At 66.7% G+C, this 12,843-nt stretch carries 9 protein-coding genes and 1 pseudogene; 7 read left to right on the top strand and 3 right to left on the bottom strand.

Features of this window, described 5'->3' with window-relative positions; genetic code table 11:
• The first annotated feature begins 386 nt into the window (after positions 1–386).
• Genes AKL29_RS28305 through AKL29_RS28295 form a run of 3 tightly spaced genes read left to right on the top strand, consistent with a single transcriptional unit; the run spans position 387 to position 3,333 of the window.
• A complete protein-coding gene (locus tag AKL29_RS28305; RefSeq protein ID WP_028338282.1) occupies positions 387–1,199 on the top strand; it encodes a UDP-2,3-diacylglucosamine diphosphatase in 813 nt (270 codons plus the stop codon).
• Positions 1,196–2,287 carry a glycosyltransferase family 4 protein gene (locus tag AKL29_RS28300; RefSeq protein ID WP_050386426.1) on the top strand — a complete coding sequence of 364 codons (1,092 nt, stop codon included), beginning with the start codon at positions 1,196–1,198 and terminating at the stop codon, positions 2,285–2,287. Before AKL29_RS28305 ends, AKL29_RS28300 begins: the two co-directional genes overlap by 4 nt.
• Positions 2,288–2,343: 56 nt before the next feature.
• A complete protein-coding gene (locus tag AKL29_RS28295; RefSeq protein ID WP_050386425.1) occupies positions 2,344–3,333 on the top strand; it encodes a threonine/serine dehydratase family protein in 990 nt (329 codons plus the stop codon).
• Positions 3,334–3,580: 247 nt separating this feature from the next.
• Here AKL29_RS28295 and AKL29_RS28285 read toward each other — a convergent pair whose 3' ends face one another.
• Positions 3,581–4,855 (bottom strand): hypothetical protein, encoded by a 1,275-nt coding sequence (locus AKL29_RS28285; protein WP_050386423.1) that lies wholly within the window; start codon positions 4,853–4,855, stop codon positions 3,581–3,583.
• A gap of 75 nt (positions 4,856–4,930) precedes the next feature.
• Between AKL29_RS28285 and AKL29_RS28280 the strand changes: the two genes are divergently transcribed.
• A complete protein-coding gene (locus tag AKL29_RS28280; protein ID WP_050386422.1) occupies positions 4,931–6,103 on the top strand; it encodes an MFS transporter in 1,173 nt (390 codons plus the stop codon).
• Here the strand turns inward: AKL29_RS28280 and dgcA are convergent.
• Positions 6,100–7,101 (bottom strand): N-acetyl-D-Glu racemase DgcA, encoded by a 1,002-nt coding sequence (dgcA, locus tag AKL29_RS28275; protein ID WP_050386421.1) that lies wholly within the window; start codon positions 7,099–7,101, stop codon positions 6,100–6,102. The genes AKL29_RS28280 and dgcA overlap by 4 nt on opposite strands.
• A 141-nt stretch (positions 7,102–7,242) precedes the next feature.
• Between dgcA and AKL29_RS28270 the strand changes: the two genes are divergently transcribed.
• The 3 genes from AKL29_RS28270 (at position 7,243) to AKL29_RS28260 (ending at position 10,134) form a co-directional block, all read left to right on the top strand.
• The gene (locus AKL29_RS28270; RefSeq protein WP_028338276.1) at positions 7,243–8,376 is read left to right on the top strand and encodes an MlaE family ABC transporter permease; all 1,134 of its coding nucleotides are present in this window, start codon (positions 7,243–7,245) and stop codon (positions 8,374–8,376) included.
• A gap of 2 nt (positions 8,377–8,378) precedes the next feature.
• Positions 8,379–9,149 (top strand): ABC transporter ATP-binding protein, encoded by a 771-nt coding sequence (locus AKL29_RS28265; RefSeq protein WP_028338275.1) that lies wholly within the window; start codon positions 8,379–8,381, stop codon positions 9,147–9,149.
• Positions 9,150–9,267: 118 nt separating this feature from the next.
• Complete coding sequence (locus AKL29_RS28260) at positions 9,268–10,134, top strand: MlaD family protein (RefSeq protein ID WP_018272595.1); 867 nt, start codon at positions 9,268–9,270, stop codon at positions 10,132–10,134.
• Positions 10,135–10,235: 101 nt separating this feature from the next.
• Here AKL29_RS28260 and AKL29_RS45690 read toward each other — a convergent pair.
• Positions 10,236–12,843, bottom strand: a pseudogene (locus tag AKL29_RS45690) (apolipoprotein A-IV repeat region-like domain-containing protein); the annotation flags it as partial.

The following is a 12,843-nucleotide window of genomic DNA, read 5'->3' as shown; positions in this document are numbered from 1 at the left end:
CCCGGATGGAGCGCAGCGAAATCCGGGAACAGATCATCCGCGGACGCAGAACCCCGGATTACGCTGCGCTTCATCCGGGCTACGTCGTCTTCGTTCACTGAAGATGGAGCTCGTCATTGCGAGGAGCGATAGCGACGAAGCAATCCATTTCCCCGCTTGCGGCGCAATGGATTGGTTCGCGTCGCTCGCAATGACGGTAGATCAGCGTTCCTGTGCATTTCAGTGCCTCTTCCACACAGTCGCGACCGCCGATGTCGCCAGATTGTCGCACGCTGCTGTTATCCGCAGGGAAGCGGCGTACTGCTGATTCTCGTTAACTGTTTGTGGGGCCTTGGGTCGCGGGGATCGTCATCGCCTTGTCACAGGAATCTGTTAGGTGCACAGGCATGGGAAGCGACTCCTTGAGTGAAGAAAGTCCCGAGCGGCACTTTCGCACTTTGTTTATCTCCGATGTCCATCTCGGAGCCCGCGGTTCGCAAGCAGACCGCCTGCTGGACTTCCTCCGCTCTCACGATGCCGACACGATCTACCTCGTTGGTGATATCGTCGACGGCTGGGCGCTGAAGTCGAACTGGTACTGGCCGCAGACCCATAACGATTTCGTGCAGAAGATGCTGCGCAAGGCGCGCAAGGGCGCCAAGGTGATCTACGTCCCGGGCAACCACGACGAGTTCCTGCGCAAATATTACGGCACGCATTTCGGCGGCATCGACGTGGTGGAGAACACCGTTCACACCGGCGCCGACGGCAAGCGCTACCTCGTGATCCACGGCGACATTTTCGATCTCGTGGTGCAGAACGCGCGCTGGCTCGCCCATCTCGGCGACAAGGCCTACGATTTCGCGATCCAGATGAATCGCTTCGTCAACTTCTTCCGCAAGATGTTCGGCGTGCCGTACTGGTCGCTGTCGCAATGGGCCAAGCTGAAGGTCAAGAAGGCGGTGAACTATATCGGCGCGTTCGAGGCGACGCTTGCCGGCGAGGCGCGGCGCCACGGCTGCGACGGCGTGATCTGCGGCCACATCCACTACGCGACGATTCATGACGAGCAGGGCATCCGCTACATGAATTGCGGCGACTGGGTGGAGAGCTGCACCGCGCTCGCCGAGCACGAGGACGGCCATTTCGAGATCATCACCTGGACCGACCCGGTGCGCCGGATCGCGCCGGTTCCGCGAGTGACGGCACGCGCTGCATGACGCATATCCTGGTCGCGACCGATGCGTGGCATCCCCAGGTCAACGGGGTTGTCCGCACGCTGACCATGATGGCACAGGCGGCGAAATCGCTCGGCGTCGAGGTGAGCTTCCTGACGCCGGACGAATTCCGCACCTTCGCGATGCCGAGCTACCGCGATCTGAGGCTGGCGCTGCCGTACCGGGCCAAGGTCGCAAGTCTGATCGAGGCGGCGAGGCCCGAGAGCATCCATATCGCGACCGAGGGCCCGATCGGGCTTGCGGTGCGCCGCTACTGCCGCAAGCGCGGCCTGCCGTTCACGACGAGCTTCCACACCCGCTTCCCCGAATACGTCTCGGCGCGGACGCCTGTCCCGGAAGCCTGGGTGTGGCGGGCGCTGCGCTGGTTCCACAGGCCGAGCCGGGCGGTGATGGCGGCGACTCCGGCGCTGGCGGCCGAGTTGCGTCAGCGCGGCTTCCGCAACGTGGTGCTGTGGTCGCGCGGCGTCGATACCGCGCTGTTCCATCCGCGCGACGTCGATCTCTGCCTGCCGCAGCCGGTCTATCTCAGCGTCGGCCGGGTGGCGGTGGAGAAGAATCTCGAGGCGTTCCTCGATCTCGATTTGCCGGGAACCAAGGTCGTGGTCGGCGACGGCCCGGCGCGGGCGGCGCTGGAGCGGAAATATCCGGACGCTGTGTTCCTCGGCGCCCGCCATGGGGAAGAATTGGCTGAGATCTACGCCGCGGCCGATGTGTTCGTTTTCCCGAGCCGTACGGATACGTTTGGTCTGGTGCTGCTGGAAGCGTTGGCCAGCGGCCTGCCGGTTGCCGCTTTTACGGTCACCGGTCCCCGCGACGTGATCGGCGCGGCGCCGGTCGGCGTGCTCGACGCGGATCTGCGCCATGCCTGCCTGGAGGCGCTCAGCATCCCGCGGCAGGCCTGCGTCGATTTTGCCGCGCTTCACACCTGGCAAGCCTCAGCCCGGGTGTTCATCGACCGCTGCATGAACGTCCGCCCCGCGCCGCCAGACGGCGAGGGGGAGGCGCTCGAATTCGGTGCCGAAGAGCACCATTTTGTGGCGCTGCCGGCGACCCAGCCGACCTCACGCTAGTCAGGTCACGCTAAAGCGTCTTGCCCGCCAGCCCGGCGCCGCGATACAAATCGCGAATGACGGACACCGTTCTCAATCCACCCGTCGCTGCCGCGGACATCGATGCCGCCGCAAGGGTGGTCGCGCCGTTCGCGGTGCGCACGCCGCTCCTGACCTTCCCCGTTCTCAACGAACGCGTCGGCAGCCAGATTTTCCTCAAGCCCGAAATGCTGCAGCGGACCGGATCGTTCAAGTTTCGCGGCGCCTTCAACAAGCTCGCCTCGATCCCGCAGGACAAGCGGAGCGGCGGCGTCGTCGCGTTCTCCTCGGGCAATCACGCCCAGGGCGTCGCTGCGGCGGCCAAGATCCTCAACATGCAGGCGACCATCGTGATGCCTGCGGACTCGCCGATCACCAAGCGCGAGCGCACCAAATCCTATGGCGCCGAAGTCGTGCTCTACGATCGCGATCGCGACGACCGCGAGGCGATCGCCAACGGCATTGCCGGCAAGCGCGGCGCGACCTTGGTGCGCCCCTACGACGATCCCTTCGTGATCGCGGGCCAGGGCACCGCCGGCCGCGAGATCGCCGAGGACATGGCCGCGCTCGGACTGACGCCCGACATCGTGGTCGCGCCCGCTTCGGGTGGCGGATTGATCGCGGGTGTTGCGACCGCGGTGAAGGCGAAATATCCGCAAGCCCAGGTGATCGTCGCCGAGCCCGCGGGCTATGACGATCACGCCCTGTCGCTCAAGGTCGGGCATCGCCAGGCGCATCCGGTCGCGGCGCGCACCATCTGCGATGCGCTGATGGCGATGATGCCGGGCGAGCTGACCTTCGCCATCAACAGCAAGCTGCTCGCCAATGGCGTCAGCGCCTCCGACGACGAGGTCGGTGCCGCCGTCGCCTTCGCCTATCGCGAGCTGAAGCTCGTGGTCGAGCCCGGCGGCGCGGTCGGGCTCGCGGCGCTGCTGGCCGGGCGGATCGATGCCAAGGGCAAGAACGTCGTCATCGTGCTGTCGGGCGGCAATGTCGACGCCGACCTGTTCGCGAAACTCGTCGCCTGACATCGGGTTAGGCGCAGATGCTGCCGCGGTACATGAGCTGGCTCGCGTTGCGCGTGCGGTTCATGGGACATGAATGCTTCGCGCGCCGGTCGTCATGCGCGGGCCTGCCGCCTCCGCTCAAGCTTCGGCGCGCCTTCGCAGCAAAGCCTTGGCGAAGCCGGGACCCGCGCATCCATCTCGAAGGAAGCTTTTTGATCGATGGATTGCCGGGTCAGGCGGCAATGACAGGATATGAATAGGCCGGCGCCTACGAGAAGAACGCCATCTTCTCGGCCTGGCTCATGCGGCGGATTGGCGCGAGCGGGTCGTTGGCCGCCGCACTCGGCTTTTTCAGAAGGCCGCTGGCGATGATGGTCGAACCGAGTGAGATCTCTGCTGCGGGAGCAGGGGCAGGCTCAACGGCGGGCGGGAGAGGCGGCGGCATCACCAGAGTTTCGGCAATCGGCGCCACAGCCACTGGCGGCGGCTCGATCTTGACCTCGAGTTTCGGTGCGGGCGCCAGTGCAGGCTCCGGCTGAATGGCCGGCGCGGCTACTTCGGGTTCGGCCGCCATCGCCTCGGCGACTCGCATCTCCTCGGCGGCGCGCATTTCCTCGGCGATCGCCTCCTCGTCGATCGGATCGGCCGCGCCCATCTCCATCGCGATCAGGTCGAGTACCGCTTCGTCGTGGGCGTCGGCCGCCGCTTCGTCGGTGACGCGGGCGAGTTCCGCGGCTTCGGCTTCGGCCAGCGCGGCTTCAGCCTTGAGCCATGCTTCGCTCGGCTGCGGCATGACGGCCGTAGCGGCCTCAGCGGCGGGAATCGCGGCTTCGACGTTCGACGCCGCAGCGGCCTCCTGAGGCGGCGCTGGCGGCGTAGCGGCCATATCGGGGGCTGCACTTTCGGCCATCGGTGGCGGCGCGGAGGCCGCCGCCGGCGGCTCCGCAACCGGCGCCTCGGCCACAGCAGGCTCGGCCGCAGGCGTCGCCATCTTGTCCGGATCGAACTCGCTGAGGCGGCGGGCCAGCGCAGCGAAGGCGGCATCCAGCACGGCCTTGGCATCGTCCATCGAGACCTCGGCAGCACCGGCCTCGATCGCGCTGACCTGGGAATCGATGATGTCGCAGATCCGGCCGTCATTGCCGATCTCGCGCAGCCGCCAGGAGATCTCCCTGATCACCCGCACGCCCTTGCGCACCGGCGCGAGGTTCTGCTCGAAGCTGACGCCGTCGAGCGCGGCGATGGCGGAGGCCTGGGTGGCCTCGATTGCGCCGCGCAGGGCGGCCAGCGCCTGCGCCAGCTGTTCGTCCCTGATCGCCGCTGCGGCGGCTTGCCGCTGTGCGCTGAGGCTTTCCTCGATCCGCGCCACGGCATCGAGCACCATGCGGGTATCGGCATTGCGGTTGCGCTTGGCGTATTCGCCGAGGAACCAGCGGCCCCGCGAGGTCTCCATGAAGGCCGCGCTGATCGCGGCATAGTCCTCCTCGCTCGGCAGGGCCGCGCGGGCGGATATCGGCGACAGGGCGAATGCTTCTTCGGCCATCACAATCTCTCCGCGCAAATCACTGCGCGTTACGCTAACGATCACCACGATATCGCGCGAATCGCAATTGAATTGATGTCTTCCGAATCACAAATCCCCATTGCAGCAAAGGTTGCATCGCGGCGATTCGCGCGCAGCCTGGCGGCATTCTATGCCACGCTGTTCGGCATGACCGGGGTTCACTTGCCATTCTTCACGGTGTGGCTGAAGGCGGTCGGCATCGACGCCACCTGGATCGGCATCATCACCGCGGTGCCGCCGGTGACGCGCTTCACCGTGCTGCCGCTTGTCACCGCGGCGGCGGAGCGGCGTCAGATGCTACGCGGGGCGATCATCGCCACCGGATTCGCCACGGCGTTCGGCTTTGCCGTGATCGGCACCCAGCACCAGCCGTTCGTGCTGCTCGCGATCTATGCGCTGACCTGCTGCGTCTGGACCCCAATGGTGCCGCTGACCGATGCCTATGCGCTGCGCGGCGTCAGGCAATTCGGCCTCAGCTACGGACCGCTGCGGCTCTGGGGCTCGGCCGCCTTCGCGGTCTGCGCGCTGCTGAGCGGCTTCCTGCTCCGCTATGTCGCGGAGGTCGACCTGATCCGGATCATCACGGCCGTGACGGTGCTCGGCGCGCTGGTCGGGCTGACGCTGCGGCCGCTGGGCCGCCCGGTGGCAGCCGCCACACCTGCAGCCGGCGCGCCAAAACTGCTGCGCAATCCTACCTTCCTTGCCATCATCGTCTCCTCGGCGCTGATCCAGGGCAGCCACGGCGCCTATTACATCTTCGCATCGATTGCCTGGCAGCAGGCCGGCTTCAGTGGCCTGACGATCGCTTGTCTCTGGGTGCTCGGCGTGATCGCCGAGATCGTGCTGTTTGCGGCCTCGCCGCGTTTCACGCTGCCGTCGGCTGTGCTGGTGATGATCGCGGCGTCCAGTGCTGCGGCGCGCTGGGCGATCACCGCGCAGGACCCGCCGCTTGCGGTGCTTGCAGTTGTGCAGCTCGGACACGGGCTGAGCTTCGGCCTGACCCAGGTCGGCATCATGGGCCTGATGGTGCATCACGTGCCGGTTCACGTGATGGCGCGCGCGCAGGGCTATCTCACCGCCTGCGGCGGCATTGTCGCGAGCACCACGGCGATCGTCAGCGGCATGGTCTATGCGCGCTTCGGGCTCGGCGTCTACGACATGATGGCCGCAATGGCGGCCACGGGCGGGCTCGTGATGTGGCTGGCGCGTAGGCGCCTCACCGATTAGCCCCAGAGCGCGGCGTCCGGCGGATAGACCAGGCTGCCCTTGTAGCGCAGGCCGTGGTCGCGGTCCTTCGCCAGCAGCAGCGGGCCGTCGAGATCGACGAAGCGCGCGGCTTGCGCAATCAGCATCGCGGGCGCCATCGCGAGCGAGGTCGCGACCATGCAGCCGATCATGATCTCGAAGCCGAGCGCACGAGCGGCGTCCGCCATCGCCAGCGCTTCGGTCAATCCGCCGGTCTTGTCGAGCTTGATGTTGACGGCGTCATAGCGGCCGCGCAGGCCGGCAAGCGAGCCGCGGTCGTGCACGCTCTCGTCGGCGCAGACCGCAACCGGCCGCCTGATCCGGCCCAGCGCCTCGTCCTTGCCCGCCGGCAGCGGCTGTTCGATCAGGGTGACGCCGGCATCAGCGCAGGCCGCGAGATTGGCGGCGAGGTTGTCCTCGGTCCAAGCTTCGTTGGCGTCGACGATCAGCTCGGATCGAGGCGCCGCCTTGCGCACGGCGGCGATCCGTGCGCCGTCGCCATCGCCGCCGAGCTTGATCTTGAGCAACTGACGATGCGCAGCCTTCGCGGTGGCCTCCGCCATCGCCTCGGGCGTCCCGAGCGAGATCGTATAGGCGGTGGTGCGCGGCTCCGGTGCCGGCCGGCCGAGCAGGTTCCAGATCCGCCTGCCGGCGCGTTTGGCCTCAAGGTCCGCCAGCGCGCAATCCAGCGCATTGCGGGCGGCGCCGGCGGGCATCCGGGCCTGCAAGGCGATGCGGTCCATCCCGCCGGCGAGCGGCGCCTGCATCGCCTGGATCGCCTGCAGCGTCGCCTCGGGCGTTTCGGCATAGCGCGGGTAGGGTACGCATTCGCCGCAGCCGGTGAGGCCGCCCTGGCTTACCTCGGCGACCACGACGACGGCCTCGGTCTTGGTGCCGCGGCTGATCGTGAAGGTCCCCGCGATCGGCCAGCGCTCGATCCGGCTGCTCAGGGAAATCGCTCCGGGAGGGGTGGAAGTCATTTTAAAGTCTACTATTTCCTGAACCGTAGCTTGCGACGCGCAACCAACTATGGCTGTTTAGCGACAGATTCGACAAGCCGATCCGGCAGCGCCGGAGATCAGCGTTAGCGGCAGCCAGCCGGCTTGAGGGGTGGGTTAGAGGTGAGCGGCGACCCGACACTGGAGCGGATAGCCCAAGGCGAAGGACTAGCGTTGTGCGCGGCGGGCAACTGGACGGCCCGCTTTGCTCCTGCGCTCGAGCGGATCGTCTCCGACGCGGAGAAGCTGCGCGGCAGCCGGCCGCACATCTTCATCGATGTCTCGCAGGTCGCGAGCCTCGACACCTTTGGCGCCTGGCTGATCGAGCGCCTGCGCCGCAGCCTCAGCGACGCCTCCGCCGAAGCCGAGATCGCGGGCCTCTCGGCCAATTATTCCAGCCTGGTCGACGAGGTCCGCCGGGTCGGCCCCGCGCCCAGGGTCGTCAGCGACCCGCTGTCGATATCGGGCATGCTCGAGCAGATCGGGCGCACCGTGGCCGGGATCGGCGGCACCATCATCGGCCTCGTCGACATGCTCGGCGCGGTGCTGGTGGCCGCCGGCAAGGTGCTGATCCATCCGCGCAGCTTCCGCCTGACCTCGACCGTGCATCACCTCGAGCAGGTGTGCTGGCGCGCGGTGCCGATCGTGGTGCTGATCACCTTCCTGATCGGCTGCATCATCTCGCAGCAGGGCATCTTCCATTTCCGTAGGTTCGGCGCCGACATCTTCGTGGTCGACATGCTGGGCGTCTTGGTGCTGCGCGAGATCGGCGTGCTGCTGGTCGCGATCATGGTCGCGGGCCGTTCCGGCTCGGCCTATACCGCCGAGCTCGGCTCGATGAAGATGCGCGAGGAGATCGACGCGCTGCGCACCATGGGCTTCGATCCGATCGAGGTCTTGATCCTGCCGCGCATGCTGGCGCTGGTGCTGGCTTTGCCGATCCTGGCGTTCCTGGGCGCGATGGCCGCGCTCTATGGCGGCGGGCTGGTGGCCTGGCTCTATGGCGGCGTCGATCCGGAAGCCTTCCTGCTCCGCCTTCGTGATGCCATATCGATCGACCATTTCATCGTCGGCATGGTCAAGGCGCCCGTCATGGCGGCAGTGATCGGTATCGTCGCCTGCGTCGAAGGCCTGGCGGTGCAGGGTTCGGCGGAGTCGCTCGGACAGCACACCACCGCGTCGGTGGTGAAAGGGATCTTCTTCGTGATCGTGATGGACGGCGTGTTCGCGATCTTCTTCGCCTCGATCGGGATGTGATCATGGCGGAAGAGGACAACGACGCCATCATCCGGGTCCGCGACATCACGGTTCAATTCGGCAACACGCGGGTGCTCGACGGCCTCAACCTCGACGTCAGGCGCGGCGAGATCCTCGGCTTCGTCGGGCCCTCGGGCGCCGGCAAGTCGGTGCTGACGCGCACCATCATCGGGCTCGTGCCGAAAGTTGCCGGCCGCATCGAGGTGTTCGGTGTCGATCTCGACGCCGCGAGCACCTCGCAGCGCCGTGCCGTCGAGCGCCGCTGGGGCATCCTGTTCCAGCAGGGCGCGCTGTTCTCCTCGCTGACGGTGCGCCAGAACATCCAGTTTCCGGCGCGCGAGTATCTGCGCGTCTCGCAGCGGCTGCTCGACGAGATCATGGTGGCGAAACTGGTGATGGTCGGGCTGAAGCCGGAAGTCGCCGATCGTTATCCGTCGGAATTGTCGGGCGGAATGATCAAGCGCGTCGCGCTGGCGCGCGCACTCGCGCTCGATCCCGAGCTCGTGTTTCTCGACGAGCCGACCTCGGGTCTCGATCCGATCGGCGCCGGCGAGTTTGACGAGCTGGTGCGCACCCTGCAGCGCACTTTGGGGCTGACCGTTTTCATGGTAACCCACGATCTCGACAGTCTTTACACCGCGTGCGACCGTATCGCCGTTTTAGGGAACGGTAAGATCATTGCTGCAGGATCAATCGCCGACATGAAGGCGTCGCAGCATCCATGGCTGCAGCAATATTTCAACGGCAAGCGCGCCCGTGCCGTTGTGGCCTAGCCTATGATCCCGAAACCTGGAGCCGATTTTCGGACGAGATCATGCGCCAACAGGAATTCGACGGGCTCGAACGCAGCTGGCTGCGCGAGGGCCCAAGAGTGATCAACGCGAGTAATTGATGGAAACGCGGGCGAACTACGTCTTGATCGGGGCTTTCACGCTGGCGGTGATCGCCGCCGCATTCGGCTTCGTGCTGTGGTTCCAGAGCCTGCACACCACCAAGCAGCGCAGTCCCCTGCGGGTGATCTTCGAAGGGCCGGCGTCAGGCCTGCGCAACGGCGGTAATGTCAATTTTAACGGTATTCGGATAGGGGAGGTGGTCTCGGTGAAGCTCGACAACCCGCGACGCGTGGTTGCGCTGGCGATGATCGAGAACAACGCACCACTCCGCAAGGACACCCTGGTCGGTCTCGAGTTCCAAGGCCTCACCGGCGTCGCCGCGATTTCGCTCAAGGGCGGCGAGGAGGCCGCCCCGCCGGTGCCGCTGGACGAGGACGGCATCCCGGTTCTGACCGCCGACCCGAATGCGCTGCAGGACGTCACCGAGGCGATCCGCGCCACCCTGCAAAACGTCAACCGCATCGTCGCCGACAATCAGCAGTCGGTGAAGAATTCGCTGAAGAATCTCGAGGTCTTCACCCAGGCGCTGGCGCGCAATTCCGAGAAGATCGACAACGTCATGCTCAAGGTCGACGGCGTGATGGGCAAGGCCGACAGCCTGATGCTGGGCCTCAATGCGATCGCGGGCGGCAACAATGGCAGCGAGCTGAACCTGATGGTGAAGTCGATCCGCGAGCTCGCCGAGGATCTCGACAAGCGCTCCAATCTCCTGATCAACGACGGCCGCAGGACGCTGTCCGACATCAGCCGCGCGGTGAATAATTTCGACCGCAACCCGAGCCGGGTGATCTTCGGCGGCAGCAACAACGCCGCACCCGAGCCCGCGCCGGCACCAGCGGCACCCGGGCCGCGGCGGCGGCAATAAAGGGCGAATGGCGAGTGACGAATAGGGCGTCGCCCCAAAATAAAACGGAGGCCTTCGGCCTCCGTTTCCATTTCTATTCGCTACTCGCTTACTTCGCCGGCTTATCCCAGCCGTCCCGCGGCGTGGGCGAGCAGGGTGTAGACCAGCCCGGTCTCCGAGGTCAGGTGGCTGCTCAGCTCCTGCTGGCCGCGGCCGTCGCGGGCGACTTCGTCGAGCAGGCGCTCGAACTCCGCGATGTAGCGGTCGACCGTCTGCTTGAAGCCGCGGTCGGCGCGATACTTGCGGGCGACCTCGTCGAAGGCCTTCTGGCCGGCCGGCGTGTAGAGGCGCTTGGAGAACGCCTTGTTCTCGCCGCGCTGGTAGCGATCCCACATCTCGGCCGCAAGTGTGCGGTCCATCAGCCGGCCGATGTCGAGCGACAGCGATTCCAGCGGATTGGCGGGCTGCTGCTGCGGACGCGGGCGCTGCTGGGCGTCGCGGCTCTGCGGGGCAGGCGGCGGTGCGTCGCTGCGGTTGAGCAGGTCGGACAGCCAGCCGTCGCCGTTGTTGTCGGAGCCTGCCGGGCTGACCGACGGGGCCTCGGTGCGGCGCGAGCTCGTCATGCCGAGATCCGGCGGCGGCAGCGTCGAGGCGCTGTTGCCGTTGTCCCGCATGCGCACATCGCCGCGGCCGCCGGCGGCAGCCACCACCGGCTCCTCGTGGCGAACGCTGGCGCGGTTGGTCGAGACCACGTCGAGTCCGCGGCCGTGATGAGCGACGATGCGGTTCAGCTCGGCCAGCGCCTCGATCTGGTCGACGATCACCTTGCGCATCTGCGCGGTGTTCTCGGCGGCCTCCTGCGGCATCTCGAGCACGCCGCGGCGCAGCTCGTTGCGGGTGGCCTCGAGCTCGTTGTGCATCTCGCTCGCCATCTGCTTCATCGCCGTGACCATCGCGGAGAACTTCTCCGTCGATTCCCTGAACATCGCATCGGTCTCGGCGTTGCTCTGCTGGTAGAGGTCGTTCATGGCGTCGACGGTCTGCTGACGCTCGTTCTCGGCCGCCAGGCGCACCGCCTCGAACTGCTTGCTGATCGCAGCCGAACCGGCGCCTGCGGTCTCCGCCACCACCCGGGCGATGTCGCGGGCGCGTTCCTCGGCCGCTCCGAGCGATTCATCGAGCAGCCCGGTGAAGCGCGACAGCCGCTGGTCGAGATCGGTGGTGCGCAGGTCGATGGTCGTGACCAGCGCTTCCAGCGCCGACTTGCGCTCGCTGACGGAGGCCGTCGTCGAGCGGTTGGCCTGCTCGACCACGGCAGCCGCATCGATCAGCGCCTTGCCGTGGGTCTCGAACTGGCTCGACAGCGCGCCGAGATCTTCCAGCGCCTTGCCGGTCTTGCTGTTGAACACCGTGAGCTGGTCTTCCAGCGTCTGGGTTGCCACGCCGTTGCGCGAGGTGACGTCGTTCATGGCGGACACGAAGTCGGCCACGCGGGTCACCAGCGCGCGCTCCAGCGAGTTGAGGTTGTCGTGGGCGCCGGTCAACACTTCCTGCAAGAGGATGTTGCCTTCGCGCAGCCGCTCGAACAGCGCGACCGTATCGGTGCGCAGGATCTTGCTGGTCTCCTGCATCTCCGTGACGGCCGAGATCGAGACCTGGCGCGACTGGTCGATCGCCGTGCGCGAGGCCTGCTCGAGTTCCTTGAGCGACTTCGCCACCGCGCCGGTCGCCTGATCGCCGGCCGAGGTGATGTTGCGCGCGACATCGCTGCCATGGGCCGCCATCGACTGCGAGAAGGCGAGGCCGCGGGTTTCGATCGCCTTCAGCGCATCCGCGGTGGCGCGATCCATGTCGCTCGACAGCTGCGTGGTCTTGGCGGTCAGCGCCTCGACCAGCGAGCCGCGGCGGCCGTCGACCATCTGCGACAGACGCTCGGTCTGCTGCTGCACATAGGTGACGATCTCGTCGGTCTTGCCGGTCATCGCGGAGCCGAAGGCGCTGGAGGCCGACAGCACCGAACGTTCGATGTCGGCGGAGGTCGTCTTGACCTTGGTCGAGACCTCGTTGGACATGGTGATCAGCGCAGCCTGCGCGTTCTGCGCCGAGGTCTGGATATTGTCGGTGGTCTTGACCGTGACCGCTCCCAGCGCGCGCTCGATATCGGTCGAGAGCGTGCGGATCTGGGCGGCGGCATCGGCGGAGGTCGCCGCAAACGAGCTCTGGGCCTCGCGGGCGCTGCCCAGGATGGTCTGCGCAGTCTCCGCGCTGGCCGTGGTCAGCGAGCGCTCGATCTCGGCGGAGATCTCGCGGATCTGGCTTGCGGCCTCGCTGGAGGTTGCCACGAACGAGCTCTGGGCATCGCGGGCGCTGCCGAGGATCGCCTGCGCGGTGTTGGTGCCGACCGAGGTCAGGGTGCGCTCGACATCGACGGCCAGCGACTTGACGTGGTCGGCTGCTTCCGTCGACGCGGTGACGAGGGTGTTCTGCGCCTCGCGGGCGCCGGCTGTCAGCACCTCGACGGTACCGGAGCCGGCCATCGACAGCGCACGCTGGATGTCGGCGGCAAGCGCCGACACCTTGGTTGCAGCCTCGGTCGACGCGTTGACCAGGGTGCTCTGGGCCTCACGCGCACCTGATGTAATCGATTCCGCGGTGGCCGAGCCGGCCATCGACAGCGAACGCTCCATATCGGCCGCCAGCGAGCGGACCAGATCGGTGGCCTCGGTGGAT

The sequence above is a fragment of the Bradyrhizobium pachyrhizi genome, from assembly GCF_001189245.1.
Classification (GTDB): Bacteria; Pseudomonadota; Alphaproteobacteria; order Rhizobiales; family Xanthobacteraceae; genus Bradyrhizobium; species Bradyrhizobium pachyrhizi.
Note: the sequence above shows the minus strand (reverse complement) of the source record. Positions and strands in the feature narration are given on the sequence as shown.

Coding starts and splice junctions, on each gene's coding strand:
- AKL29_RS28305 (WP_028338282.1), top strand. CDS start 387: ATGGGAAGCGACTCCTTGAGTGAAGAAAGTCCCGAGCGGCACTTTCGC.
- AKL29_RS28300 (WP_050386426.1), top strand. CDS start 1,196: ATGACGCATATCCTGGTCGCGACCGATGCGTGGCATCCCCAGGTCAAC.
- AKL29_RS28295 (WP_050386425.1), top strand. CDS start 2,344: ATGACGGACACCGTTCTCAATCCACCCGTCGCTGCCGCGGACATCGAT.
- AKL29_RS28285 (WP_050386423.1), bottom strand. CDS start 4,855: ATGGCCGAAGAAGCATTCGCCCTGTCGCCGATATCCGCCCGCGCGGCC.
- AKL29_RS28280 (WP_050386422.1), top strand. CDS start 4,931: ATGTCTTCCGAATCACAAATCCCCATTGCAGCAAAGGTTGCATCGCGG.
- dgcA (WP_050386421.1), bottom strand. CDS start 7,101: ATGACTTCCACCCCTCCCGGAGCGATTTCCCTGAGCAGCCGGATCGAG.
- AKL29_RS28265 (WP_028338275.1), top strand. CDS start 8,379: ATGGCGGAAGAGGACAACGACGCCATCATCCGGGTCCGCGACATCACG.
- AKL29_RS28260 (WP_018272595.1), top strand. CDS start 9,268: ATGGAAACGCGGGCGAACTACGTCTTGATCGGGGCTTTCACGCTGGCG.